The organism is Bradyrhizobium cytisi (assembly GCF_008123515.1).
GTDB lineage: Bacteria > Pseudomonadota > Alphaproteobacteria > Rhizobiales > Xanthobacteraceae > Bradyrhizobium > Bradyrhizobium cytisi.
Genome location: NZ_VSSR01000083.1, coordinates 39,387 through 63,606, shown reverse-complemented (window position 1 = coordinate 63,606; position 24,220 = coordinate 39,387). Strand labels below are relative to the sequence as shown.

Sequence of the window (24,220 nt, the reverse complement as noted above, 5' to 3'; positions counted from 1 at the left end):
GTTCTCGGACAGACACTAAGCAATGGCGGTCGTATAGATCATCGTAAGATAGTTGCGCCGTTCGACCTCTAGCGGCCCGGTGAACATGCTTGGCCTGAAGGTGCTGATGTCTTCGCCGCCGTCCCCGTAGCGCGCCAAAAGCTGCTGCGCTTGCGGATCTCCGGCAATGTATTGACTGCCTTCCGCGAGGTTTTTGATGTATGTGACCACTCGCTCCCTGGCGGCGGCACGCGTCTCGCAGCGTATTTGCCGTGCGATCGCGTAAGTCGAAACGCCCGTAACGTCATCGGGCACTGGCTTGATCGCGCAACCCGCTAAGATGACTATCGTCCCAAGCGACGCAAGGCTCCGCCCAGGGCTCAAAATGCGCCCGCGCTTCATGAAATAGCTTCTCCCTAATTGAGGTGTATATACCACGCGGCGCACGTTCTGGCTGTATCCAAAAAGACACAACTTAACATTTTGTTAACCTTGGCCCTTAGCGGAGGCCTAGCACAGCTCTCGGCGGACTTTCGCGTCTTGGAGTGTTTGCAATTATCGCTCTCGATCTCATGCATCCCTTGGAGCTTTCCGCGCCGACGACAGGTGCTGGAAAGGATGCCGGCCATGGAGGACTCTGGGACGATCTCGGTCGCGGCCCCAAAGGCCGCATCGTCTAGGACGGCTAGATATTCGTCGACGGCATGGCTTGTGGAGACAGCCCGCTCTTGCCCCCGACGCCGTTTTGCCGGTCAGCATAGACGTTGATCTGGCCGGCATCGACCGCAAGCTTTCAAGGACAACAACCGGGAACTGTGCTCAAGCTGCCTCATCAAACCTTCGTAGGCGGAACGAACGGCGCAAATCAGAATGGAGTCCACGACATTGGCATTGTACATTTGTTCATCAACGCATCCATGCCATTGCGGTGCAGCCACAGAAGCCCTCGGGCAGTTGCCGAAAGTCGTTGCGGTCCGCGCCAATAGGTAATCTTCTTGCACGACGGAGAGCGTCGGCGGCCTGCTGCTCCAATGATGATAGCTTGCGTTCCATCTGCTGCCCGGCGATTGATATTTGGCCCTTGGCGAACGCTTATCTAGCCCACTTCAAATATCAGCATCGTGAAATAGCCCACAATTCCGCCCCCGGCTCTGCGCTAGGCACTGTCGCTCATTTCTGTGCCAAGTGGTTGGCTTCCGCCTGAGGAAGAGCTCGCCACAAGTGCTGGGCCAGGCTTGTCAGGTGTGTCGCTCTCGCAACGTCACAATTGTCCCATTGGCCTTCGAATCATTTTTGGCTTCACAGGGTGGCGAGTCCGGCGTTTGATTATGGCGGACCCCCGGGTAAGGGCTTTTATCTCGATGACATTTTGAGGCGGGTTCAAGAGGCCGCTGTCCAGCGCCAGCGCTCTCTTGAGCTTCATCGGGAGAGTTCGTCCGATGCCGACGCAAGTATGGGCTCTCGCCACGTCAATCGGCTGGACAGTCGTCGTCGCCGCGATCCTGCTCTATTTGATCTTCAGCCCTGGCTAATCCGGCGCCCCTTAAAGGGGGCGAGACGCCTAACCGTCGTGATTGCGCAGCCGTGTCCACGGGACTGCCGGGCTGATAGGGGCCGTGCCAAAAAAGGAGCTACAAGGCCCCGCCGAATTGGAAAAGCCCGCGGAACGCCTAGACTAACGTGAGGTGATGCCAGCCGCAGTGACTACGCGGCTGCCACGGGTCGCGAGCAACCACCGATCGTAGTCGACATCGACATCGATATCGGCATGCCGATCGCGGTGTTGATGCTGGCGCTGCCGTTGGCGTCGGCAACGACATGTCGACCGATGATGATCGGCGCCTTGCTGCTGACCATCATCATCCTGCTGGCGGCCGTAGTTGGAACTATATCCCACCGAGCAGTCGACGGCATTGCTTGGCTCTGGCGATCAAGTGCTCGGCGAGGCGCCCGATGATGGCATTGTCCAATCCGTCTTTCTGCGCTTGCTCCCGTACGGCGGCTACAATGTCCGGAAGCTGCTCGGCCAGGGAAATCAATCCGGCGATCACCTTGTCAGGATCGAGACGCGCTTCGCGCGCGAACTTCTGCCAATCGCGTAAACTAATCTGGCTGAGCTTGTAATCACCCCCGATTTTCATCGCGAGCTTGATCTTCTGCAGATCGACGTCATCGTAGGGAAGAATGCTGGCGATGTCGTAGAGCGGAGCGAGTCGTACGTGAGGGCCTCCGGCCAGCAGCAGCGAATAATTCTTGGCATGAGCATCCGTACCCGCAATCAGCCAATTGAAGCCTAGCGCGTCGACAAAGGTGTCAACGTCGGCGACGCGATCCGTGGAGTAGGTGCGCAAAAGTTCGATCACATCGGCAGGGCTTGGTCCGCCATCGTTTTGATACTTCCTGGTCGGCAGGATGCCGAGCGCCTGGCAGATATCTTCCTGGTGGACACGGACGATCTCGTTCCCACTGAACTGCCGGTCGTAGCGCTCGATGACGATGGCGATTTCCATTCCGAAATGCATCAACCGGCTGTCGGCGACGGGCAGACCGAGATTGCGCGCAAGTATGAGGCAGATATGTTCATTTTCCGCGTGTCCATCGAAATGGCCGGTCGGCGGTTTGAGGATATGCGTCGTCGGAATGCGCCCAGAGGGAATTCCCCACTTGCCCTTTTGCAGAAGCAAGGCGGTTTTGGGTTGGGCACCCGCAAGGCTGAATTGTCCGGTATCGCCCGGCAACCGCCATGCGGCGTGATCCTCGCGTAAGGTCTGCAGGCGTTTGGCGATCGCCGTTTCGTCAAGCCATTCGACCTTGTCGTCAGCACCGCTTCGCAACGCCTTCAGCCGATCGGGCGTGACGAACTGAATGGCACCCGCGCAATCCTCGCCGACATGGGAAATAAGGGCAAACACGTTGCGCGCGGACACCTGAAATCTCCTGGCCCACCGTTCGAGCACGCGCTCGTTGTCGGGCAGGAGTCCCCAGAGGAAAGCCTGCACGGCGGAAGGACCGTGCTCTTCGGCCGCGAGCGGCATGGACAGCGACAGCGGATAGGCTCCTTCGGCCTGGCGCCAGTCCCTGTCATAGACAATAGTGAGCCGGCCGCGGGCGTCATTGCGCACGCGGCCGATTTCCCTACCATCCAGCAGAGCAACAAGTTCGCTGGTCATGCCTTTTTCTTCCTGGCCTTGGCCACGATGGCGTTAATATCGACGGCTGGCCTGGTGGCCCCGCGGGCGGGCGTTTGTTCGGTGCCCGCTTCCAGGCGAATGTCTAGGGCGTCGAGGGCGCGAAGGATCAGCCCGAGCTCAGCGCGCGCGTGACCGTGCTCAACCTCGATCACCCATTGGCGGCTAACGCCAATGCGTTTGGCAAACGTCGACTGATCGAGTTTGAGCTTCTTGCGCCGGTCGCGAAGGACGGCGCCGAATTCGGCCGGCGTGCGCACGAGCATGGGATTTCCAAATGTCAGCGTTCGCATACTTTAGCATATGTCGGCGTTCGTTGACAATTTGAAAATGTTAGCGTTCGCTGACATCGCCGAATGTCATCGATCGCTGACATAGCGCCCAAACCTGATTCACGTGAATTGAGCCAGGCCGATCGGCGTCGATATTCACCCGGCGCTCGCACCGGCTTCGGCTCCGGCTTCTTCATCGATTACGGCACCGGGGTCGCGATCGGCCATTATCGGCGACAATGTCTGCATCTATCAGGCGGTCACGCTCGAGGCGCGACTTTCCGACGGATGACAAAGGCAATGTGATCAGGAGCGACACCCGCCACCCGATCCTGGACGACGGCGTCGTGATCTACGTCGGCGAAACGATCCTTGGCCGTATCGCGATCGGCCGCGGATCGACCATCGGCGGGAATGTCTGGCTGATCCGCGACGTGCCGCAGAGCAGCATGGTGACGCTGGCCACCGCGCGGAAAGTTCCGAGCGGCGCCTGTCCCATATCTCATGCCGTTACTGGCGCTTTCCACCGCATGAAGCGCCGCTCCAGTGCCTCCAGAATGGCATTGAACGCCAGCCCGATGACGGTAATGCCGAGGATGCCGAAATACATCTGCGGAATCAGGAAGCTGTACTGGCTGTTGATGATGAGATAGCCGAGGCCGGCCTTGGCGCCGACCATTTCGGACGCCACCAGTACCAGCATGGCCGACGCGCTGGCGAGGCGTATCCCGACAAAGATGGTGGGAAGCGCCGCCGGAACGATCACCTTGCGAAACAGCTGCTGCGGGGTTGCACCCATGGTCCGCGCCGACTTGATCAGCCACGGATCGACCTGTTTCACCGCGGCAATGGTATTGAGCAGGAGTGGCCGGGCGCAGCTATAGATTACCATCGTGATCTTCGACAGCTCGCCGATTCCGAGCAACAGGATGAAGACCGGCAGCAGCGCAAGCGGCGCCGTGTTGCGGCAGATCTCGATGAACTGGTTCACGAGATTGCCGAGACGCGCATACCAACCGACGGCCACGCCAAGCGGGACGATCAAGGCGACCGAAATCAGAAATCCGCTCAAGGCGCGCAGCAGGCTGGCGGAGACGTCATCGTAGAGCTCGCCGGTTTGCGCAAGCGGCCAGCCGGCCGCGATCACCTCCGAGAAGGGTGGCAGGAACACGGCATCGATCAGCCCGAGCCGGGGCGCCACCTCCCACGCCGCCAACAGGGCAATCAGCAGCAATGAGCGGTGCCCGAAGGCAGCCAGCCCGCGGGCCGCGACGCGGATCCGGTCCACCACCGGCGATGCCGGGCTTTCCGCGCGGGTGAGCGGCTCTCGGCGCCCGTGCGCAAGCTCCAGCAATGTCAGCATCTCGAGACTAGACATGGTTGACATCCTCCACTTTGCGATCGGCGCGCGCACCAGCGCCGCCGGCCAATTGTCCTTGCTGCGCTTTCAGCACTTCCTCGCGTAACAGGCTCCAGACCTCGTGGCGCACGCGGCCGAACTCAGGCAGCGAGCGTACGTCGTCGTCCGCGCTGCGGAGCCCGTCCGGAATGTCGATGACCTGCTTGATCCGGCCCGGGCACGACGTCATCACCGCCACCCGCTGGCCGAGCACGATGGCCTCGTCGATACCGTGGGTGATGAAGACGATCGTCTTGCCGGTGGCGCGCCAGATCCGCAGCAACTCGCCCTGCAGCGTCTCGCGCGTCTGAGCGTCCAGCGCGGCGAACGGCTCGTCCATCAGCAGCACTTCCGGATCGTAAGCGAGGCTTCGCGCGATCGCCACGCGCTGCTTCATGCCGCCGGAGAGCTCATGCGGGTAGCGGTCGGCAAAGCCGGACAGCCCGACCAGGTCGAGGAAATGCCGCGCGATGTCGAGACGCTGCTTGGCCTTGAGCCCGGCGATATCAAGCCCAAACTCGACATTCTGCGCGGCGGTGCACCAGGGAAACAGCGCATACTGCTGGAACACAATGCCGCGGTCGCGACCGGGTCCGGCAATCGGCCGGCCATCGAGCAGAATCCGGCCGCTGGTCGGCAGCGTGAGCCCGCCCAGCAGATCGAGCAAGGTGGATTTCCCGCAGCCGCTTGGGCCAGCCAGGGCCAGCAATTCGCCGGAGCGAACATCGAGCGTGATATCCTCCAGCGCGGTGAAGCGCTGGCCTGGTCCGCCGCCCTCACCGCGCGCGAAAAATTCCTTGCGGACGTGCTCGAAGCGGATCTTGGCAATGGTCATCGGGCCTCCGCCGTCTTTCCGGGACGGAAATAGTTGAACGCATTGGTGTAGGTGTCGGAAGCCTTGATCTGACCCGGCTTGAACAGGCCGTCCTTCACCAGCCAGTCGATCCACACCTGGATCTCGCTGTCCGAGATCACGCCGCCCTTGGACGCAACGCCCGTGCTCTTCCAGTACTTGATCGAGGAGGCATCCTCGTTGCGCTTGCGCTCCGCGATGATCTTGTCGAACCGGGCCCGCACCTCTTCCGGCGGTGTGATCTGGGCCCATTCGATGGCCCGCGAAATCCCCTCCACCAGCTTGCGCGAGGCATTGGGATTGTCCTTCATGAACTTCTCTCGCAGCACATAGGCGCCGCCGGTGACCTGGCCGAACAGATCGGTGTCGACAAAGAGCGAGCGGATGCCGCCCCGTTCCAGCGCCTTGTCGCGCAGGACACCGCCCAGCGCGCTGACCTCGACCTGGCCCTGGCGCAACGCTTGCTCGCCGCTGACCGGCGGGATCGCCACCAGCGTGACCTGCTTGGCCTCGTTTGCGCTGAGGCCGGACCTAGCCAGATATTCGCGGAGCACGAGTTCCAGATGGGCGCCGAGCGTGTTGACCGCGACCTTCTTGCCGATCAGGTCGCGCCCCGTCTTGATCGGGCTGTCCTCCTTCACGAAGTAGCCGTAATAGGTGTCGGCGTCGGAGCCGTAATAGGTGTCGGCGTCGGAGCCGTAATAGCCGACCACCGCCTTGACCGGCGCCTTCGCCGCGATCAACTTGAGGATCGCCCCATAGAACGCGCCGCCGATGTCGATATCGCCGGTGACGACGGTCTGGATGTCCTGCGGCCCGCTGATGGTGTTACCGACCCATTTGAGCTTGAGCGGCGCGAGATAGCCGAGGTCCTCGGCCAGCTCGATAAACGTCACCTGCCCGGCCGATCCCTGGTAGCGGATCTCGGTCTTCTCGAGCGGCGGCTCGGCGAATGCCGGGGCCGTGAGGCCGAGCGCCATGGCGCCGGCCAACAAAGCCCGAAACGTCTTGCGGGTGGCACGTCCCAACCGGGCGCGCCTTGCGCGAAGCAATCGAAGTATAGCGCTCATCGTTGTGACTTTCCTGAGCTAATCCGGATCAAGCGGCTTTGGCGGTCTGGGGCTTGGATGTCTTCACGCGCGTCACGCTGCGGCGACCGTCGACGCTGAGCGGTACATCGCCATCAATGGTGGCGCGGCGCACAACGCGGTGCTGATCGCCATAGTCGTTGACCGCGCAGTGTTGCGTGGCGCGATTGTCCCAGATCGCAACGTCGCCGGCCTCCCAACTCCAGCGCACGGTGTTTTCCGGCGCCGTGATATGCGATTGGAACAGATCGAACAGCTTCTGGCCGTCGTATTTCGGCAGGCCGACGAAGCGCTGCACGAAATTGCCGAGCACGAGCGTGCGCTCGCCGGTCTCGGGATGAACACGGACGACCGGATGCTCGGTTTCGTAGATCGTTCCGGTGAACACCTCGTCGAAGTGCTTCTTGTCCGCCTCGGTTGCCCGCGTCTTCACGGCATAGTCATAGGCGTTGCTGTGAACGGCCCACAGTTCGTCGGCGAGCTCGCGCAGGGGCGCCGGCAGGTCAAGATAAGCTGCTGCCGTGTTCGACCAGACGGTATCGCCGCCGTAGGGCGGAATCACCACGCCGCGCAGCACCGAGATTTTCGGATAGGCGTCGACGAACGTGACATCTGTATGCCATTGGTCGGCGCGGCCACCGCCTCGGCCCGAGTCCAGCTCCAGGATCGACGACGTGCCCTTGATCGCGCCGACCGTCGGATGGGGCACCAGCTTGCCGAGCCTGATGGCAAAGCGCTCCTGTTCGGCATCGTCAAGATGTCCCTGGTCCCGGAAGAAGATGACCTTATGTTCGAGCAGCACCTGGTTGATGGCACGGATGGTCTCGTCCGAAAGCTCGCCCGACAGTTTGATGTTCCTGATCTCGGCGCCAAGCCTGGCCGCACGCTTGACGATGTCGGCGCGCGGAATGACGTTATCGATAGTTGTCGTGTTTCTCATGGTCGTGCTCTCGTCACTGCGATCCCCTGGACAAAGCTCCGCCATGCGCCGGTCGCGGAAACGACGGCGGAGATAGATGAAATCATTTCAGGCTAGGGCCCTACTCGGCCGCAACGTGCTCCGGCAGACGGCCCGAGCCGGGACATCGGTCACTGGGATCGGATTGGAGCATGGTGAAACGACCTCGCGTTGAGGCCTTGAATGGTACGAGCGATCGATCGTCAGTCAATGAAACAAAACCAGCTTTGTTTTCGGCGACAGGCAACGAACGCTTCGCCAGCGATGCTGACACTGAAAGATTCGCAATGATGACTGCCCGCCCGGCTGCAAGAGCAACGCAATTTGACGTGGCGCAACGCACTTCTCGTCCAAAGACGCGATAAAATCGTTACAGCTGCCGCCATTTTTCGTCGTGACGACTGCCCTGGTTTTTGATTGGCGCTCTGCTCGCAAGCTTCATGCTTGCATCCAGCTGAACAACGCAAATTCATTTCATCGACATCAGCGTGACTGCAGACGTAGAGTCTCGCTTGCTACAGCTCCCAATGCACACGGACTCACAAATGAGCGCACGACGGCAGCTTTCCCTCAACTTCTTCATCTATCCAGACGATCATCACGAGGCGGCCTGGCGCCACAGGAGTTCGGCAGCCAATCGCATCCTCGACGTCACCTACTATCAGGAGCTGGCGCAGCGCGCTGAAGCGCACAAGTTCGACGCGGTCTTCTTTGCCGATGGTCCGGCGCTGGCGGACAATGTCCGCTATGCGCAACGATTTCGCCTCGAGCCGATCACGCTGCTCACCGCGATCGCCTCCGCCACCCAGCGGGTCGGCCTGATCGCCACGGCATCGACGACCTATACTGAGCCCTACAACCTGGCGCGGCTGTTCGCCTCGCTGGACCACATCAGTAGCGGCCGGGCCGGCTGGAACATCGTGACAACGAGCACGCCGCAGGCCGCGCAGAACTTTGGCTTGCCCGAGCATCCTCCGCATCACGAACGCTACGAGCGGGCGCGGGAGTATCTGGACGTCATCACGCGGCTTTGGGACAGCCGGGAAGACGACGCGCTCGTCAACGACCCCATCTCGGGTGTTTTCGCCGACACCGGCAAGATCCACGCGATCAATCATCTCGGAAAGCATTTCCGCGTGCGTGGGCCGCTCAACATCTCAAGGACGCCGCAGGGACGACCGGTCTATGTCCAAGCCGGTTCTTCCGACGACGGACGTGCCTTTGCGGCGCGTTTCGCCGAGGCGATCTTCACCGCGCATCAGACACTGGCGAGCGCCCAGGAATTCTATGCCGACATCAAGCGTCAGGCGCGCGCCTTCGACCGCAGTCCCGATCAAATCAAGATTCTGCCCGGCATCAGTCCTTTCATCGCCAGCACGCAAATCGAGGCCGATCGGCTGCAGGACGAGTTCAACGTGCTGATCCAGCCCGAGTATTCGCTGACCCAGCTGCGCCAGATGATCGGTCTCGACCTCTCCGGGTTTGACCTCGATGGCCCCTTTCCTCGTCATCTGATCGATACCGAGGGCGCCAGCGGCGTCGCCAGCCGTTTCAAGCTGGTGATGGACATCGTTGATCGCGAGAAGCCGACGATTCGTCAGCTCGTGCAGCGCCTGGCCGGCGCCCGCGGCCATTGGGTGATTGCGGGACCGCCGGAAAAGATCGCCGACAACATCCAGACCTGGTTCGAGAACGGGGCAGCCGATGGTTTCAACGTCATGCCGCCGTGGCTGCCCGGCGGGTTCGACATCTTCGCCGAGCAGGTCGTGCCCATTCTGCGCAAGCGCGGCCTGTTCCGTCACGATTACACGGGCACAACGCTGCGCGATCATTACGGCCTGAGGCGGCCGGCGAGCCTCTTCTCCAATTTGGTTCGGGCGATTGCATAGGTCGCCGACACTCTCCAAACTGTCGGTTCTTCACCAAACAAACGTACGGACACGAGTAGGTGGCAGAGATGGTTTGATCCAATCGATCCTGCGACGAAAATGGGGTGATCGCCGGAAGGCAAGGCTGACTGGAGGCGTGTTGATACGCCGACCGACGAGGAGATCGAAGCGGCGATCAAGAATGATCCCGACTGGCAGGAGTTCATGGACGTCGTCGGATGCCGTGCTCCTGATTCCGCCGAAGAAGAAGGCGATTTCCATTCGCGCCGATGAGGACGTGCTGGAGTTCTTCAAGCGCGAGGACGACGGCTATCAGCCGCCGTCAACGCGATGCTGCGGTCCTATATGCAGCAAAAGACGAAGCCGAAGAAGCGCGCGTGACATGCGACACTGTAGGCCCGTCCCTCGACAGCCGCTTCGCCCCATTTGACGTACAAGCTTTGATCGCGGCTACTTGATTTCGATGCCACTGTAACGCCGGCGCCTCCCCCTTGCGACCACGTATGCCAAGTAATTCTAGCATCCGGAAGAGGCGCTGCTACCCAATCGCGCGCCGGTATCGTCTACGCGCAAGGCGTGGCGGCACTCTCCGCGAGGTGTTCGAGGTTGCGGAACAGACTAGTAGGACAAGACGGCTGCCGATTTCACGCCCATGATCTTTTCGACCCGGACGGTTTCTGGGAACACGATGCCGAGCTCGACCGCGGCAGTGCAACGAGACGCGGATTGAACGTTCTGCAGCTCATCCAGAAAGTGTTCCGTTATGGGCGCAAGGACACTGCGTCGACGCTCGGCAAGGTCCGGTTCACCACGGACCTTGCGGAGATCGATGCCGTCCTTCGCGCGCGCCAATCGCACAGCACAATCTGGCGTTTGCGCTGAATCCCTCGCGAGCTCTTCCGCTATTGCGCCGACAGCACTGTGCTGCGATATCGCGTGACTGCCGCTCAGTATCGGTCCCGATAGGCGCCGCGCCGCTGGCGCGCGAACGCATACTGGGGATTGACCCCGCAATAGGCGTTAGTACCGCTCGCGGTGGCCATGCATTGGGCGTAGCTGGAGAATTGGCAATTGCCGGGATAGCCCCATATGCGCCCTTGCAAGCAGTAGCTATCCTGCCCAGCAGGCGCAGGCGAAAAATCATAGGTCTGAGCCGGGGCTTGCCCTGCTGCCAAAACCATACTCATCATCAGAATAGTCAAAGCCACAGTGCGCATTGGAACCTCCTCGAAGTCGACACAACGCTAGTGCACTTAAGCAGGAGGCAATATTGATCCAAGTCAATTCACGTTCTCGCTTACAAAACTACGCAGGGGTGGTCCCGAATAGGTTAACCGTAGTTAGGATATGCGCGCGCAGTATCACGCGTGACCGGAGATGGCCTTCATCGCTTGGGAACGGATAAAAATCGGCTGCGCTCGCGCTTTTCATTTTCAATTTGACCATCCCAATTGCGGCTTCGCAAGCGCGCCTCGGTTGGGACCTCAATCATTTCAAGCCGACGGTCTCATGTCGGCGTTTGGTCCATCCTGTCATTGCGCTGCGGCAGTTAGTCCCGGCTTTTCTAACCAATTGCCACTACGTTCGTTCATCAACGCATCCATGCCATTGCGGTGCAGCCAAAGAAGCCCTCGGGCAAGTTGCCGTAAGTCGTTGCGGTCCGCGCCAATAGGTAACCTTCTTGCACGACGGAGAGCGTCGGCAGCCTGCCGCTCCAATGATGATAGCTTGCGTTCCATCTGCTGCCCGGCAAATCGATATTTGGCCCTTGGCGAACGCTTATCTAGCTCACTTCAAATATCAGTATTGTGAAATAGCCCACAATTCAGCCGCCGGCTTGCGCGCCAGGCACTGTCACTCATTTCTATGCCAGTTTGGTTGGCTTCCGCCCGGGAAGAACTCTCCACCGGTGCTGGCCTGGCTTGCTAGGTGTGTCGCGCTCGCAACGTCACGATTGTTCCATTGGCCTTCGAATCGTTTTTGACTTCACAGGGTGGCGAGTCCGGCGTTTGATAGTGGTGGACCCTGGGTAAGGGCTTTCATCTCGAAGAAGCTTTGAGGCGGGTCCAAGAGATCGCTGTCCAGCGCCAGCGGTCTCTTCGTTAGCTTCATCGGGAGAGGCCGTCCGATGCCGCCGCAAGTATGGGCTCTCGCCACGTCGATCGGCTGGACAGTCGTCGTGGCCGTGATCCTGCTCTATTTGATCTTCAGCCCTGGTTAATCCGGCGCCCGTGAAAGGGGGCGAGACACCTAAACGTCGTTGATTGCGCAGCCGTGTCCGCGGGAATGCCGGGCGGATAGATAAGATACAAGGCTGATCGTGCGACCTTAAAAGGAAGATCTGCTTCCACGTGTGGTGCGGAGGTACCTAGAAGCGAATCGGGCCATCACGAATCGGAGATTGAAGGGGCGTTCGCCTGAAGAAATAAAATAGCCTTGCGCGCGATCCAGCGCTCGCTCGAGTGACGCTGCTGTTGGTCGGACCATCATCCAGCTGTTTGGATAGGGGCGGTGCCGTATGGCAAGCCGATAAATCTGCAATAAGGATCCTCGGGACTGGCAATACTGTCGGGATGATGCTCAGACCGCCAACTGAGGCACCCTACTTCTTTAAGAGCCTCGGCAGAACGGTTGCGAGGGGTACGGTACCGAGCGGTCGCCCCACTTCATCTGTGATGACCAAAACCTCCGACACGTCTGGCGTACCGCTCTTGATCGCTTCGGCTAGAAGCTCGCGCGCGGCTAATACGGCCTCACCCTCAGCCGCAGGTAAATCTGGTAGTTCTGTTCCTTCCTCATCGAGCGTAATCTCGTCGCCGGCACGTAGGTGAAAGTAGAAACGTCCCAAGGCGAACTCCCAATTGAACAGAGACCTATTTGGTGAGTAAATTTTCGCAGACGTATACCACGCCGGGCAGGAGGCAGCGAGCCAATTAGGACTACGCAACAATCGGCTCGTGAAACAGGGTCACGTTCGATGCTGTACGGTAACGACATGTCGATATTCATAAATGCAATGAGTCCCGCGTTGACGCTTAAATTCCGCGTTCGAGCGCTTCTTTCGACGGATTTCACCACACCGATTGTCCGATAATTGCGCACCATTTGGATCTGCAAGGCCGGTGCGAGCGCTTTCCTACGCTGTGATCCGTCTGGTGCTCGAGGAAGCAACTCGGCAGCTCAGTCGCGATGTTGACGTGTCAACGTCGCGGGTTGCGCGCCGCATCCGGGCTGGATGATGGAAACCATCCTGGCACTGACCACCAAGGACCTTGCCGCCACCGACCTCGATTCCTACGGGCGGCCCAAATTCGTCGCCAATCACCTTGCCCATCACGGCTGCTCGCGCAACGAGTTCTACGAGTTCAAGGCCAGCGCCGAGACCATGTCGGAGCGCGGCTGCCTGATGGAGCATCTGGGCTGCAAGGCGACGCAGGCGGTCGGCGACTGCAACCAGCGCTCCTGGAACGGCGGCGGCTCCTGCACCAAGGGCGGCTATGCCTGCATCGCCTGCACGTCGCCGGGCTTCGAAGGGGCGCAGAACTTTCTGGAGACCGCCAAGCTCGCGGGCATTCCGGTCGGGCTTCCGACCGACATGCCGAAGGCGTGGTTCGTCGCGCTCGCCGCGTTGTCGAAGTCCGCGACGCCGCGCCGCGTGCGGCTTAACGCGACCGCCGACCATGTGGTCGTGCCGCCGGGTCGCGCGACGACGAAGGGCAAGCCATGACGCGGATCACGATCGGCCCGTTCAACCGCGTCGAGGGCGATCTCGAAGTCCGCCTCGATGTCGAGAGTGGCCGCGTCATGCGCGCCGAGGTGACGGCGCCGCTCTACCGAGGTTTCGAGCAGATCCCGGAAGGTCGGCCGCCGCTCGATGCGCTGGCGCTGGCACCGCGGATTCGCGGCATCTGTTCGGTCTCGTAATCGGTCGCGGCTGCGGCCGCCCTGCGCGCCGCCATGTCGATCGAGGCGGCGCCCAACGGGTTGCTCGCCACCAACATCCCCCATGCCGCGGAGAACGCGGCCGACCATCTGACCCATTTCTACATCTTCTTTATGCCGGACTTTGCCCGCGAGGCCTATGCCGCCCATGGCTGGCACGAGGAGGCGCGCGAGCGCTTTGCCGCCACCCGCGGCAGCGCGGTGCCTTGCCGGCGCGGGCGCGGCTGCTCGAGACCATGGGATCATTGCCGGAAAATGGCCCCACAGCCTGGCGTTCCAGCCCGGCGGCACCACGCGCGCCATCGATCTCGGCGAGCGGATCCGGCTCTTGTCGATCACGACGGCGTTTCGAGGTTTCCTAGAGCGTATCGTCTTCGCGGATTCGCTGGAGAACGTGCTGGCGATCGCAACCGCCGACGAGCTGGACGGCTGGCGCGATGGCCGCGGCGGCGACTTCGCGCATTTCCTGCGGCTTGCGGACAGTCTGGCATTGACCGGGCTCGGTCGGGGCACGGGGCCGATGATGAGCTACGGCGCCTATCATGGTGTCGACGGCGAGTTGTTTCCGCGCGGCCTGTTCAGCCAGCGCGCAATCGTCGAACCGCTGCCGCTGACGCAGATCACCGAGGACGTCTCGCATGCCTGGATGCGGGATTCCTTTGCGGATCCCGCCCATAGCAGCACAGTCCCAGATCCCGACAAGCCGGCGGCCTATAGCTGGTGCAAGGCGCCGCGGCTGTCGGGCCAGCCGATCGAGGTCGGTGCGATCGCGCGCCAGACGGTGGCGGGCCAGGCACTGATCACGGATCTGGTCGCGCGGGACGGCACCAACGTGCGCAGCCGCGTGATCGCGCGGCTGATCGAGACCGCGCGCATCGCGCTTGCCATGGAGCAGTGGACGCGCGCGCTGCGGCTGTCGGAGCCGTTCTGCGACAAATCGCGCGAGCTCCCCGACGGAAGCTATGTCGGGTTGGTCGAGGCCGCCCGCGGCAGTCTCGGGCACTGGATGGCGGTGCGCGACGGCAAGATCGAGCGCTACCAGATCATCGCGCCGACCACCTGGAATTTCTCGCCGCGCGATTCCTTCGACGTCGGCGGCCCGCTGGAGCAGGCGCTGGTCGGCACTGATGTCGGCGACGCCGGCCCGCGTGCGGTTGCGATCCAGCACATCGTGCGCTCGTTCGATCCCTGCATGGCGTGCACCGCGCATTGACCGGAAACTTCGTTGCCGGCTGCAAATCGAATTGTTTCCGCTTCTCGTGTTGGCAGCGTCCTCGCGTACCGTTCATGAAAGTGGTTCAAATTCGCAACGTTATGGAATCTCTCCACTTTTGAATCTCTCCAGGCTGTTGGCCTGCTTCTTGCTACCCTTTGTGTCATCGAAAAGTCAAAGCCGAAGGCGGGAGGATTCATGGGCGCGGCGACGGAAACGTTTTACAGCGTGATCAGGCGGCAAGGCATCACACGTCGGTGCTTTCATAAATTCTGCAGCCTGACGGCGACGAGCCTCGGCCTCGGACCGCTGGCGGCGAGCCGCATCGCGAACGCGCTCGAGACTAAGCCGCGCGTGCCCGTGATCTGGATGCACGGCCTCGAATGCACCTGCTGTTCGGAGAGCTTCATCCGCTCCGCGCATCCGCTGGTCAAGGATGCGGTGCTGTCGATGATCTCGCTCGACTACGACGACACCATCATGGCGGCTGCGGGCCACCAGGCCGAAGCCATCCTCGAGGAGACCCGCGCCAAGCACAAAGGCCAGTATATCCTCGCGGTGGAAGGCAATCCGCCGCTGAACGAAGGCGGGATGTTCTGCATCGACGGCGGCAAGCCGTTCGTCGAGAAGCTGAAGATGATGGCCGAGGACGCGATGGCAATCATTGCCTGGGGCGCCTGCGCCTCCTGGGGCTGCGTACAGGCGGCAAAGCCCAATCCGACACAGGCAACTCCGATCGACAAGGTGATCACCAACAAGCCCATCATCAAGGTGCCGGGATGCCCCCCGATCGCCGAGGTGATGACCGGCGTCGTCACCTTCATCACCACCTTCGGCAAGCTGCCCGAGCTCGATCGCCAGGGCCGACCGAAGATGTTCTACTCGCAGCGCATTCATGACAAGTGCTACCGGCGCCCGCATTTCGACGCGGGGCAGTTCGTCGAGGAGTGGGACGACGAGGCCGCGCGCAAGGGCTATTGCCTCTACAAGATGGGCTGCAAGGGGCCGACCACCTACAACGCCTGCTCGACCGTGCGCTGGAACGGCGGCGTGTCCTTCCCGATCCAGTCGGGTCACGGCTGTATCGGCTGCTCGGAGGACGGCTTCTGGGACAAGGGCTCGTTCTACGACCGTCTCACCAACATTAAGCAGTTCGGCATCGAGAAGAACGCCGATCAGATCGGCATGGTGGCGGCCGGCGCCGTCGGCGCCGCGGTGGCTGTGCATGCGGCTGTGACCGCTGTCAAGCGGCTCGCGACCAAGCGCGAAGACGCCGACCACAATAGCTGATCGAAAAGACACAGCAGGGCAGGACAATCATGGGTATCCAGACTCCCAACGGCTTCAATCTCGACAATTCCGGCAAGCGCATCGTCGTGGACCCCGTGACACGTATCGAAGGTCACATGCGGGTCGAGGTCAATGTCGACGCCGACAACGTCATCCGCAACGCGGTCTCCACTGGCACGATGTGGCGCGGCATCGAGGTGATCCTGAAGAACCGCGATCCGCGCGACGCCTGGGCGTTCACCGAACGGATCTGCGGCGTCTGCACCGGCACGCACGCGCTGACCTCGGTGCGCGCGGTCGAGAACGCGCTCGGGATCACCATCCCGGAGAACGCCAATTCGATCCGCAACCTGATGCAGCTTGCCCTGCAGGTGCACGACCACGTCGTCCATTTTTATCACCTTCACGCGCTGGACTGGGTCGACGTCGTTTCCGCGCTTTCGGCCGATCCGCGGGCGACCTCGACGCTAGCGCAGTCGATCTCGAGCTGGCCGCTGTCGTCGCCCGGCTACTTCAAGGATCTGCAGACCCGGCTGAAGAAGTTCGTCGAGTCCGGACAGCTCGGTCCGTTCAAGAATGGCTATTGGGGCAGCAAGGCCTACAGGCTGCCGCCCGAAGCCAATCTGATGGCGGTGGCGCATTATCTGGAGGCGCTCGATTTCCAGAAGGAGATCGTCAAGATTCACACCATCTTCGGCGGCAAGAACCCGCATCCTAACTGGCTCGTCGGCGGCGTGCCCTGTCCGATCAATGTCGACGGCACCGGCGCTGTCGGCGCCATCAACATGGAACGGCTGAACCTGATCTCCTCGATCATCGACCGTCTGATCGAGTTCAACGAAATGGTCTATCTCCCCGACGTGGCGGCGATCGGCTCATTCTACAAGGATTGGCTCTATGGCGGCGGCCTTTCGAGCCAGAGCGTGCTCTCGTATGGCGATGTGCCAGAACATGCCAACGACTATTCCGGCAAGAGCCTGAAGCTGCCGCGCGGCGCCATTATCAACGGCAACCTGTCCGAGGTGCTTCCGGTCGACCACGCCAATCCCGACGAGATCCAGGAGTTCGTGGTGCACTCCTGGTACAAATATCCCGACGAGACCAAGGGACTTCATCCCTGGGACGGCGTCACCGAGCCGAATTACGTGCTGGGACCCAACGCGAAGGGCACCAAGACGGCGATCGAGCAGCTCGACGAAGGCGGCAAGTACTCCTGGATCAAGGCGCCGCGCTGGCGCGGTCACGCCATGGAGGTCGGCCCGCTGGCGCGCTGGGTCGTCGGCTACGCGCAGAACAAGGCGGAGTTCAAGGATCCCGTCGACAAGTTCCTTCGGGATCTGAACCTGCCGATGTCGGCGCTGTTCTCGACGCTCGGCCGCACGGCGGCGCGTGCGCTCGAATCCGTCTGGGCCGGACGCCAGATGCGCTACTTCCAGGACAAGCTCGTCGCCAACATCAAGGCCGGCGACAGCTCGACCGCCAATGTCGACAAGTGGAAGCCGGAGAGCTGGCCGAAGGAGGCCAAGGGAGTCGGCTTCACCGAGGCGCCGCGCGGCGCGCTCGCGCACTGGGTCAAGATCAAGGACACCAAGATCGACAACTACCAGTGCGTGGTGCCGACGACCTGGAACGGCTCGCCGCGCGACCCCAAGGGAAATATTGGCGCCTTCGAGGCGTCGCTGATGAACACGCCGATGGTCAATCCCGAGCAGCCGCTGGAGATCCTGCGCACCATCCATTCCTTCGATCCGTGCCTGGCCTGTTCGACGCACGTCATGAGCCCGGACGGCCAGGAGCTCGCCAAGGTCAAGGTCAGGTAGGAGAGGATCATGATGGATGCAGTTGCTCCTGCCTCGGACGCCAGGCCCGACCTTGCGGCGATCGCAGCCGATGCTTCCGGAGAACGTGCGGTGGGTCGTCCCAGCGTCTATGTCTACGAAGCGCCGGTACGGATCTGTCACTGGGTGAACGCGTTCTCGATTATCGTGCTTATGGTGACCGGCTATCTGATCGGAACGCCGTTGCCGACGGTCGCGGGCGAGGCGTCCGACAATTTCGTGATGGGCTACATCCGCTTCGCCCATTTCGCCGCGGGGCAGGTGCTTGCGGTATTCTTCCTCACGCGCATCCTGTGGGCTTTCGTCGGCAACCACCACTCTCGGCAGATCTTCTACATCCCGTTTCACCGCAAGCAGTTCTGGAAGGAAGTGCTGCACGAAATCCGCTGGTACGCGTTCCTGGAGCGCGAGCCGAAGATGCATGTCGGCCACAATCCGCTGGCGCAGACCGCGATGTTCACGGGCTTCACGCTGTTCGTGGCCTTCATGATCGTCACCGGCTTTGCACTATATTCGGAAGGTCAGGGCATCGACAGCTGGCAGCACAAGCTGTTCGGCTGGGTGTTTGCGATCTGGCCGAACAGCCAGGACGTCCACACCTGGCATCATCTCGGGATGTGGGCGCTGGTCGTGTTCGTGATGGTGCACATCTACACCGCGATCCGCGAAGACATCATGTCGCGCCAGAGCATCATCTCCTCAATGATCTCGGGCGAACGCCAATTCCGCGACTGAGACGGGAACGCCAAGTGAAGCCGACATTCTCGCAAGACGATCGCATCCTGGTGCTCGGCATCGGCAATATCCTGTGGGCCGACGAAGGGTTTGGCGTGCGCGCGGTAGAGGAGTTTCACCGCCGCTACGCCGTGCCCGACAACGTCACCATCCTCGATGGCGGCACGCAGGGGCTCTATCTCGTCAACTATCTGGAAGAGGCGGACCGCCTGATCGTGTTCGACGCGATCGACTATGGCCTCGAGCCCGGCCAGTTGAAGCTTGTGCGTGACGACGAGGTGCCGCGTTTCACCGGCGCCAAGAAGATGAGCCTGCACCAGACCGGCTTCCAGGAAGTCATCAGCGCGGCCGACCTGCTCGGCCGTTGCCCGAAACATCTGGTGCTGATCGGCTGCCAGCCGCTCGATCTCGAAGACTGGGGCGGGCCGCTGACGCCGCCGGTGCGCGACCAGATCGCGCCGGCGATCAATCTCGCTTGCGCCATCCTGGCCGAATGGGGCCTCACGGTGAGCCAACGCGCCGAGCCATTGGCAGATATCGAGCGGCTGCTCGCCAATGACATCGATCATCTCCATTACGAGACGCGGCCGGCCTGATCGGCCACACTGCCGGAGATTTGCCCATGTGCCTCGGCCTGCCCATGACGATTGTCGAGACCGACGGGATCTCGGCGCTGTGCGTGTATCGCGGCGAGCAGCGCCCCGTCTCTGTGCTGCTGCTCTCGAATCCTCCGGTCGGCGCCAAGGTGCTGGTCTATATCGACACCGCGATCCGGCTGCTGGACGAGGACGAGGCACGCCTGATCGCGAATGCGATCGAAGGTCTCAGCGCGGCGCTCGACGGCGAGGATTGCGACCGCTTCTTCGCCGACCTCATCGACCGCGAGCCGCAACTACCCGAGCACCTGCGGTCCGACTAGGATCGCCGCTGCTTCTCCCGTTTGATGCGTTGACGACATCAGTGACCGGCCGGCCTCGGCGGCCGCTGTGCGCCTGGAAGGTCGATTTCTACCTGCAAAGACAGCTCTCACCAGATATGGCAAGTATCTTTCCATTGAAGCTTGGCTTACAGTCGGCGCCAAGAAATACATGATCTGGATCAATGGGATAAATCCGGACATGTGATAACCGATCCTGGCACGTGGCTTGCTAACCTCTAGTTCGGCAAAAACACAAGCTTGTCAGGAAAGGTTCGATGGAATTCCAGGTGGGAAAGCATGATCTGGCGCGGAGTGGTCTGCCCGAGGTCGATGCTGCGACGGTCGATCATTTTCTTGGCGGAGCGGACGAGGCCGGTGCGGTCGCGGTGCTGCTGTCGGCGGGCGATCCCAACCGCTTTCCGGAGGCAATCGATGTCGCCGTGGTGCTGCCCGAGCTTATCGCAGCGTTCGGCAATCGGCTGCGCGGTGCGATCATCGCACGCGACGCTGAGCGTGTGCTCGGCGAGCGCTTCGAGGTGCGGGTGCAGCCGACGCTGATCTTCGTCGCCAACGGCAAGACGCTGGGGTTGATCGCCAAGATCCAGGACTGGTCGGTCTATGCCGACCGCATCACCAAGCTGATCGACCGGCCGCGCGGGCAAGGCGCCGCAGTCGCCGTCACCATCGTTCCCCAGCATCGCGCACAAGAGGTCGGGCTATGAAGGCCGGCTTCTGGGATGCGCCCGAAGGCGCCGAGCAACCAGTCAACGTGTTTCCGATCGGCGACGAGAGTCTCAATGCAGCGAAGGGCAGCCTGACGGCGGCCGGCGCGCTCGCAAAGCTTGCAACGCTCGACAGTGTGGAGCTTGCAAAGAGCTGCCCGAACGCGGTCGCGCTGCTCTCGAGGATTGCGGATGCCATCGCGGATCAAAAAGCGAACGCGCCGACAAGACTGTTTCGGCTGGCCAATCTCAATGATCTCGAGAGCAAGCTGGTGGCCGACGTGCTCGGCGAAGGCGAGGTCGCCGGCGTCGTCGCGCTGCCGGACGGATCGCTGGCGCAGATCCAGGAATCGGTGCTGGCGGGAATTTGGCGTGTGTGGCTCGAGACCGACGCCACTTCCGAATATCTCGAGATCGGCGCGGTTCCCGAGATCGTCAAGCGTGCGGCTGCCGACTTGACATCCGCCGATTTCGAGATCGGGCAGGTGCCGGAGGGCGCCATGAACGTGCTGCCGGTGCTCGCCGAAATCCGCGAGCGGGCACAGGCCTGGCGGCCCGGCATTCGCTCGCAGATCATCAATTTCACGCTGCTGCCGATGAGCCCGGTCGACATGAGCTTCCTGCAGGACACGATCCGGAACGGACCGATTCAGCTGGTGTCGCGCGGCTACGGCACCTGCCGGGTGCTCTCCACCGGCATCCGCCATGTCTGGTCGGTGCAGTTCTTCAACACCATGGACACTATCATTCTCGATACGCTCGAAGTCGGCGGCGTGCCGACGGTTGCGCTGGCAGCGGACGAGGATTTCGAGGATTCCGCCGAGCGGCTGCAGGAAATCATCGAGGCCTACTTCAAATGAGCGCCTTCGAGAATATTGGCGTGCGCCAGGACGTCGCCGACGTCACGCGGCTGGAATGCGGCATCTGCTGGACCGTCTACGATCCGGCGGATGGCGATGAGGTAGCGCAGATCGCGCCGGGCACGCCGTTCGCGGCGCTGCCGGAGGAGTGGCACTGCCCGAATTGCGACGCGCCAAAATCCAAGTTCATGGCGATCGAAACATGACAGGCAGCGCGCCAGCGAGTGCGTCAGGTCCTGCCGGCGACGCCGACGCCGCGGCGTGGGGCGAGCTTCTGGCCGCAAGCTACCGCGAGATCGGCGAGCGCGCGATGCGCGATCTACCCATCTACAACGATGCGCTCGGCGTCGAGGCGGTCGGTTTCCGTCCCTTCAACGGCACGATCGTCGGCATCATGGTCACGTCGTGGTTCATGAACGTGGCGATGCCGGCGGGCGCGGTGACGCCAGTCACCTCGGGCGCGACCGTGCGAATGCGTTTTCCCGCGGGCGATATCGAATTCACCCTCAGCGAGGTCGCCCGGATCGGCCGGATCGCGAGCTGCTCGCTGTTCTCGCCGATGTTCCAATTCGCCGACATGGATGCCGCGCGAGCGACGGCCGAAGCCGCGCTTGCCGAATTGATGCTGCCGGCGGACAGCGAGGAGGCGGTTCGCCGCCGCGAGCCCGCGACAAGCCCGATCGATCGGCGTAACTTCCTGCGGGGTGCCTTGACGGAGCGGCATGGATGAGTCTCTCGTTCCGCAACGAGATCGATATTACGGTGCTGTTGTCCGGCGCCACGATCGCCGACGTCGCGATCAAGCCGCGCAACCGGCCGCCGCTGACGCGGCTGTTTGCGGGAAAGCCCGCGGCTTCGTTGCTTCCGGTGCTGCCGCGTCTGTTCTCGCTGTGCTCGATCGCCCATCACGTGGCGTTCCAGTCGGCGGTGGAAGCCGCGCAAGGGCGGGAGGCGGCTCCCGCAACGGTGCGGCGCCGCGTCACCGCAGTCGTCGTCGAGCGGCTGACCGAACTGCTGCGCGGCCTGTTCGTCGGACGGCTCGCGCTCGACGGCACAAACGCTCCGGCGGTGCGCGCCGTAATGCAGGCAAGCGCGCTGCTTGGGGGCGCGGACGAGGCCGTCCCGCCGGCCTTGCATCGCGACGCGGCGGTGCAGATCAAGGCCGCGCTCGGCGCGATGGGGATCGCCGGCGAAGAAGACGAGACGCTCGCGCCGGGCAGCCCGCTCGCCGCCTCCGTCGCGGGATGCCACGGCAAGCTGGTGTCAGAGCCGGAGGCCGATCCATCCTTCCTGACGGTGGCGGACGATTTAGACATCGTCACGCGTCTGCTGGCGGACGGTGCGGCCTATTCCGATGCGCCGGACCTCTGCGGCCGGATTCCGGAAACCGGCGTCTGGGCGCGCAGGGCACGCCGTGAAGCGGTCTCGGCGGCGGAAGCGGGCTCCGCCGCGCGTCTGAAGGCGCGGATTGCCGAGGTCGCGCGGCTCTGCGCCTGGCTCGATCGTGGCGATGCGGATCTCGATGAAGGCGTCGTCGCGAGCTACCGGCTCGGCGCGGGCAAGGGGGCAGCCGCGGTCGAATGCGCACGCGGGCGCCTCCATCACGCCGTCGCACTGGACGACGAGGATCGCGTCGTCAACTTCGAGTTCCTGGCACCGACCGAGTGGAATTTTCACGCCCGCGGACCGCTGGTCAGGAGCCTCAAGGGCGCGACGCTCGCGACCGGCCGGCAGGGACAGGACGCGGTTCGCGCGCTGGTCGGCTCCTTCGATCCCTGCGTCGGCTTCAGCCTGCAATTTCGCGAGGCCGGCCATGCATGAGATGGCGCTGTGCGAAGGCATCGTCGGTATCGTCGAGGAGGAAGCGCGCAAGCGCGCTTTCACCAAGGTGAACGTCGTCTGTCTGGAGATCGGTGCGCTGAGCCATGTCGCGCCGGAGGCGCTGAAATTCTGCTTCGAGGCCGTGGCCGCGCGGACCATCGCGCAAGGCGCGCGGCTCGAGATCGTCGAGATGCCCGGCACGGCTTGGTGCATGGCCTGTTCCAAAACCGTTGAGATCGGGCAGCGTTACGAGCCGTGCCTGTCCTGCGGCGGCTACCAATTGCAGGTGACGGGCGGCGAAGAGATGCGCGTAAGGGAATTGGAGGTCGACTGATGTGTACGGTCTGCGGCTGCAGCGACGGCAAGGCATCGATCGAAGATGCGCATGGTCATCATCATGATCACGGCGATGGCCATGAGCACGGCGGGCACCATCATCATCACCGCGGTCATGGCCACGACCACGGTCACCACCATCACCACGGTGGTGCCCACGACCACGCCCCCGATGAGGCCGGGCTGCTCGACTGCGGCGCCAATCCCGCGGGCCAGAAGATCGCCGGCATGAGCAGCGACCGCATCATCCAGGTCGAGCGCGACATCCTCGGCAAGAACGACCGGCTTGCGGCCGACAACCGCGCCCGCTTCGCGGCCGACGGCGTGCTCGCCTTCAACCTGGTCTCCAGCCCCGGCGCCGGCAAGACCTCGCTGCTGGTCCGCGCCCTGTCCGAGCTGAAGGCAAGCTTTGCGATCGGCGTGATCGAAGGCGACCAGCAGACCTCCAACGATGCCGAGCGCATTCGCGCGACCGGCGTGCCGGCGATCCAGGTCAATACCGGCAAGGGCTGTCACCTCGACGCCGCCATGGTCGGCGAGGCCTATGACCGGCTGCCCTGGCTGAACGGCGGCCTGCTCTTCATCGAGAATGTCGGCAACCTGGTTTGCCCGGCGGCGTTCGATCTCGGCGAGGCCTGCAAGATCGTGGTGTTCTCGACCACCGAGGGCGAGGACAAGCCGCTGAAATACCCCGACATGTTCGCAGCCTCGTCGCTGATGCTGATCAACAAGATCGATCTCGCGCCCGTGCTCGATTTCGATCTGGCGAAGACCATCGACTATGCGCGCCGGGTCAACCCGAAGATCGAGGTGCTGACGGTGTCGGCGCGCACCGGCGAAGGCTTTGCGGCGTTCTTTGCCTGGATCCGCAAGCGGATGGCGGCGACGACGCCTGCCGCGATGACGGCGGCGGAGTGA

26 protein-coding genes and 2 pseudogenes are annotated in these 24,220 nt (G+C 62.4%); 16 read left to right on the top strand and 12 right to left on the bottom strand.

What is annotated here, in order from left to right; translation table 11 throughout:
- Positions 1-15 precede the first annotated feature (15 nt).
- The 9 genes from FXB38_RS38510 to FXB38_RS38470 form a co-directional block, all read right to left on the bottom strand.
- Positions 16-381: a hypothetical protein gene (locus FXB38_RS38510; protein WP_148756138.1), complete on the bottom strand. Its 366-nt coding sequence runs from the start codon at positions 379-381 to the stop codon at positions 16-18.
- Between the two features lie 1,302 nt (positions 382-1,683).
- Positions 1,684-1,842: a hypothetical protein gene (locus FXB38_RS43295; protein WP_187435447.1), complete on the bottom strand. Its 159-nt coding sequence runs from the start codon at positions 1,840-1,842 to the stop codon at positions 1,684-1,686.
- A 23-nt stretch (positions 1,843-1,865) separates the two neighbouring features.
- On the bottom strand, positions 1,866-3,149 hold the full coding sequence (locus tag FXB38_RS38500) for a type II toxin-antitoxin system HipA family toxin (protein ID WP_148756137.1): 1,284 nt from the start codon (positions 3,147-3,149) through the stop codon (positions 1,866-1,868).
- A complete protein-coding gene (locus FXB38_RS38495) occupies positions 3,146-3,433 on the bottom strand; it encodes a helix-turn-helix domain-containing protein (protein WP_148756136.1) in 288 nt (95 codons plus the stop codon). Before FXB38_RS38495 ends, FXB38_RS38500 begins: the two co-directional genes overlap by 4 nt.
- A 358-nt stretch (positions 3,434-3,791) precedes the next feature.
- Positions 3,792-3,938 (bottom strand): hypothetical protein, encoded by a 147-nt coding sequence (locus FXB38_RS44970; protein ID WP_187435446.1) that lies wholly within the window; start codon positions 3,936-3,938, stop codon positions 3,792-3,794.
- A gap of 3 nt (positions 3,939-3,941) precedes the next feature.
- Positions 3,942-4,817 (bottom strand): ABC transporter permease, encoded by an 876-nt coding sequence (locus FXB38_RS38485; protein ID WP_187435445.1) that lies wholly within the window; start codon positions 4,815-4,817, stop codon positions 3,942-3,944.
- On the bottom strand, positions 4,810-5,673 hold the full coding sequence (locus tag FXB38_RS38480; protein WP_148756135.1) for an ABC transporter ATP-binding protein: 864 nt from the start codon (positions 5,671-5,673) through the stop codon (positions 4,810-4,812). The genes FXB38_RS38485 and FXB38_RS38480 overlap by 8 nt, the downstream gene beginning before the upstream one ends.
- Complete coding sequence (locus tag FXB38_RS38475) at positions 5,670-6,719, bottom strand: ABC transporter substrate-binding protein (RefSeq protein ID WP_246230454.1); 1,050 nt, start codon at positions 6,717-6,719, stop codon at positions 5,670-5,672. The genes FXB38_RS38480 and FXB38_RS38475 overlap by 4 nt, the downstream gene beginning before the upstream one ends.
- Before the next feature lie 70 nt (positions 6,720-6,789).
- On the bottom strand, positions 6,790-7,719 hold the full coding sequence (locus FXB38_RS38470; protein WP_148756133.1) for a TauD/TfdA dioxygenase family protein: 930 nt from the start codon (positions 7,717-7,719) through the stop codon (positions 6,790-6,792).
- A gap of 563 nt (positions 7,720-8,282) precedes the next feature.
- Between FXB38_RS38470 and FXB38_RS38465 the strand changes: the two genes are divergently transcribed.
- Together FXB38_RS38465 and FXB38_RS44220 are read left to right on the top strand one after the other, a co-directional pair.
- Positions 8,283-9,626 carry an LLM class flavin-dependent oxidoreductase gene (locus tag FXB38_RS38465; protein WP_148756132.1) on the top strand — a complete coding sequence of 448 codons (1,344 nt, stop codon included), beginning with the start codon at positions 8,283-8,285 and terminating at the stop codon, positions 9,624-9,626.
- Between the two features lie 181 nt (positions 9,627-9,807).
- Positions 9,808-10,056: a BrnA antitoxin family protein gene (locus FXB38_RS44220; protein ID WP_246230452.1), complete on the top strand. Its 249-nt coding sequence runs from the start codon at positions 9,808-9,810 to the stop codon at positions 10,054-10,056.
- A gap of 188 nt (positions 10,057-10,244) precedes the next feature.
- Here FXB38_RS44220 and FXB38_RS38455 read toward each other — a convergent pair whose 3' ends face one another.
- The 3 genes from FXB38_RS38455 to FXB38_RS38445 all read right to left on the bottom strand — a co-directional run bounded on the left by FXB38_RS38455 (position 10,245) and on the right by FXB38_RS38445 (position 12,474).
- Positions 10,245-10,478, bottom strand: a complete 234-nt coding sequence (locus FXB38_RS38455) for a hypothetical protein (RefSeq protein ID WP_148756131.1) — start codon at positions 10,476-10,478, stop codon at positions 10,245-10,247.
- A gap of 95 nt (positions 10,479-10,573) precedes the next feature.
- Entirely contained in the window at positions 10,574-10,843 is a 270-nt protein-coding gene (locus FXB38_RS38450; RefSeq protein ID WP_148756130.1) for a DUF3551 domain-containing protein, read from the bottom strand.
- 1,385 nt (positions 10,844-12,228) lie between these two features.
- Positions 12,229-12,474 carry a DUF6894 family protein gene (locus tag FXB38_RS38445; protein WP_148756129.1) on the bottom strand — a complete coding sequence of 82 codons (246 nt, stop codon included), beginning with the start codon at positions 12,472-12,474 and terminating at the stop codon, positions 12,229-12,231.
- A gap of 351 nt (positions 12,475-12,825) precedes the next feature.
- On the opposite strand from FXB38_RS38445, the pseudogene FXB38_RS38440 reads away from it, so the two are divergent.
- The 14 genes and pseudogenes from FXB38_RS38440 to hypB all read left to right on the top strand — a co-directional run.
- Positions 12,826-13,353 (top strand): annotated as a pseudogene (locus FXB38_RS38440) (NADH-quinone oxidoreductase subunit B family protein); the annotation flags it as partial.
- Positions 13,350-14,781: pseudogene (locus FXB38_RS38435) on the top strand (nickel-dependent hydrogenase large subunit). The pseudogenes FXB38_RS38440 and FXB38_RS38435, both read left to right, overlap by 4 nt.
- A gap of 198 nt (positions 14,782-14,979) precedes the next feature.
- Positions 14,980-16,071, top strand: a complete 1,092-nt coding sequence (locus FXB38_RS38430; RefSeq protein ID WP_148756128.1) for a hydrogenase small subunit — start codon at positions 14,980-14,982, stop codon at positions 16,069-16,071.
- Between the two features lie 29 nt (positions 16,072-16,100).
- The gene (locus FXB38_RS38425; RefSeq protein WP_148756127.1) at positions 16,101-17,891 is read left to right on the top strand and encodes a nickel-dependent hydrogenase large subunit; all 1,791 of its coding nucleotides are present in this window, start codon (positions 16,101-16,103) and stop codon (positions 17,889-17,891) included.
- 9 nt (positions 17,892-17,900) lie between these two features.
- Positions 17,901-18,644 carry a Ni/Fe-hydrogenase, b-type cytochrome subunit gene (gene cybH / locus FXB38_RS38420; protein WP_148756126.1) on the top strand — a complete coding sequence of 248 codons (744 nt, stop codon included), beginning with the start codon at positions 17,901-17,903 and terminating at the stop codon, positions 18,642-18,644.
- A 14-nt stretch (positions 18,645-18,658) separates the two neighbouring features.
- Complete coding sequence (locus tag FXB38_RS38415; protein WP_148744601.1) at positions 18,659-19,240, top strand: HyaD/HybD family hydrogenase maturation endopeptidase; 582 nt, start codon at positions 18,659-18,661, stop codon at positions 19,238-19,240.
- A 26-nt stretch (positions 19,241-19,266) separates the two neighbouring features.
- A complete protein-coding gene (locus FXB38_RS38410) occupies positions 19,267-19,563 on the top strand; it encodes a HypC/HybG/HupF family hydrogenase formation chaperone (protein WP_148756125.1) in 297 nt (98 codons plus the stop codon).
- A 275-nt stretch (positions 19,564-19,838) separates the two neighbouring features.
- A complete protein-coding gene (locus tag FXB38_RS38405; protein ID WP_148756124.1) occupies positions 19,839-20,285 on the top strand; it encodes a thioredoxin domain-containing protein in 447 nt (148 codons plus the stop codon).
- Positions 20,282-21,145 carry a hydrogenase expression/formation protein gene (locus FXB38_RS38400; protein WP_148756123.1) on the top strand — a complete coding sequence of 288 codons (864 nt, stop codon included), beginning with the start codon at positions 20,282-20,284 and terminating at the stop codon, positions 21,143-21,145. The genes FXB38_RS38405 and FXB38_RS38400 overlap by 4 nt, the downstream gene beginning before the upstream one ends.
- Entirely contained in the window at positions 21,142-21,351 is a 210-nt protein-coding gene (locus FXB38_RS38395; protein WP_148756122.1) for a rubredoxin, read from the top strand. Before FXB38_RS38400 ends, FXB38_RS38395 begins: the two co-directional genes overlap by 4 nt.
- Positions 21,348-21,875 (top strand): [NiFe]-hydrogenase assembly chaperone HybE, encoded by a 528-nt coding sequence (gene hybE / locus FXB38_RS38390; protein ID WP_148756121.1) that lies wholly within the window; start codon positions 21,348-21,350, stop codon positions 21,873-21,875. Before FXB38_RS38395 ends, hybE begins: the two co-directional genes overlap by 4 nt.
- The gene (locus tag FXB38_RS38385) at positions 21,872-22,966 is read left to right on the top strand and encodes a nickel-dependent hydrogenase large subunit (protein ID WP_148756120.1); all 1,095 of its coding nucleotides are present in this window, start codon (positions 21,872-21,874) and stop codon (positions 22,964-22,966) included. The genes hybE and FXB38_RS38385 overlap by 4 nt, the downstream gene beginning before the upstream one ends.
- Positions 22,959-23,300, top strand: coding sequence for a hydrogenase maturation nickel metallochaperone HypA (gene hypA, locus FXB38_RS38380; RefSeq protein ID WP_148756119.1), 342 nt, complete (start codon positions 22,959-22,961; stop codon positions 23,298-23,300). Before FXB38_RS38385 ends, hypA begins: the two co-directional genes overlap by 8 nt.
- A complete protein-coding gene (gene hypB / locus FXB38_RS38375) occupies positions 23,300-24,220 on the top strand; it encodes a hydrogenase nickel incorporation protein HypB (protein ID WP_148756118.1) in 921 nt (306 codons plus the stop codon). Before hypA ends, hypB begins: the two co-directional genes overlap by 1 nt.

What these genes read in the sequence shown, in the direction of transcription:
- FXB38_RS38395 (WP_148756122.1), top strand. Translation starts at nt 21,142, where the DNA reads ATGAGCGCCTTCGAGAATATTGGCGTGCGCCAGGACGTCGCCGACGTC.
- FXB38_RS38470 (WP_148756133.1), bottom strand. Translation starts at nt 7,719, where the DNA reads ATGAGAAACACGACAACTATCGATAACGTCATTCCGCGCGCCGACATC.
- hybE (WP_148756121.1), top strand. Translation starts at nt 21,348, where the DNA reads ATGACAGGCAGCGCGCCAGCGAGTGCGTCAGGTCCTGCCGGCGACGCC.
- FXB38_RS38430 (WP_148756128.1), top strand. Translation starts at nt 14,980, where the DNA reads ATGGGCGCGGCGACGGAAACGTTTTACAGCGTGATCAGGCGGCAAGGC.
- FXB38_RS38400 (WP_148756123.1), top strand. Translation starts at nt 20,282, where the DNA reads ATGAAGGCCGGCTTCTGGGATGCGCCCGAAGGCGCCGAGCAACCAGTC.
- FXB38_RS38385 (WP_148756120.1), top strand. Translation starts at nt 21,872, where the DNA reads ATGAGTCTCTCGTTCCGCAACGAGATCGATATTACGGTGCTGTTGTCC.
- FXB38_RS38485 (WP_187435445.1), bottom strand. Translation starts at nt 4,817, where the DNA reads ATGTCTAGTCTCGAGATGCTGACATTGCTGGAGCTTGCGCACGGGCGC.
- FXB38_RS38495 (WP_148756136.1), bottom strand. Translation starts at nt 3,433, where the DNA reads ATGCTCGTGCGCACGCCGGCCGAATTCGGCGCCGTCCTTCGCGACCGG.
- hypB (WP_148756118.1), top strand. Translation starts at nt 23,300, where the DNA reads ATGTGTACGGTCTGCGGCTGCAGCGACGGCAAGGCATCGATCGAAGAT.
- FXB38_RS44970 (WP_187435446.1), bottom strand. Translation starts at nt 3,938, where the DNA reads ATGGGACAGGCGCCGCTCGGAACTTTCCGCGCGGTGGCCAGCGTCACC.
- FXB38_RS38410 (WP_148756125.1), top strand. Translation starts at nt 19,267, where the DNA reads ATGTGCCTCGGCCTGCCCATGACGATTGTCGAGACCGACGGGATCTCG.
- FXB38_RS38465 (WP_148756132.1), top strand. Translation starts at nt 8,283, where the DNA reads ATGAGCGCACGACGGCAGCTTTCCCTCAACTTCTTCATCTATCCAGAC.
- FXB38_RS38500 (WP_148756137.1), bottom strand. Translation starts at nt 3,149, where the DNA reads ATGACCAGCGAACTTGTTGCTCTGCTGGATGGTAGGGAAATCGGCCGC.
- hypA (WP_148756119.1), top strand. Translation starts at nt 22,959, where the DNA reads ATGCATGAGATGGCGCTGTGCGAAGGCATCGTCGGTATCGTCGAGGAG.
- FXB38_RS38425 (WP_148756127.1), top strand. Translation starts at nt 16,101, where the DNA reads ATGGGTATCCAGACTCCCAACGGCTTCAATCTCGACAATTCCGGCAAG.
- FXB38_RS43295 (WP_187435447.1), bottom strand. Translation starts at nt 1,842, where the DNA reads ATGATGATGGTCAGCAGCAAGGCGCCGATCATCATCGGTCGACATGTC.
- FXB38_RS38405 (WP_148756124.1), top strand. Translation starts at nt 19,839, where the DNA reads ATGGAATTCCAGGTGGGAAAGCATGATCTGGCGCGGAGTGGTCTGCCC.
- FXB38_RS38450 (WP_148756130.1), bottom strand. Translation starts at nt 10,843, where the DNA reads ATGCGCACTGTGGCTTTGACTATTCTGATGATGAGTATGGTTTTGGCA.
- FXB38_RS38480 (WP_148756135.1), bottom strand. Translation starts at nt 5,673, where the DNA reads ATGACCATTGCCAAGATCCGCTTCGAGCACGTCCGCAAGGAATTTTTC.
- cybH (WP_148756126.1), top strand. Translation starts at nt 17,901, where the DNA reads ATGATGGATGCAGTTGCTCCTGCCTCGGACGCCAGGCCCGACCTTGCG.
- FXB38_RS38510 (WP_148756138.1), bottom strand. Translation starts at nt 381, where the DNA reads ATGAAGCGCGGGCGCATTTTGAGCCCTGGGCGGAGCCTTGCGTCGCTT.
- FXB38_RS44220 (WP_246230452.1), top strand. Translation starts at nt 9,808, where the DNA reads ATGATCCCGACTGGCAGGAGTTCATGGACGTCGTCGGATGCCGTGCTC.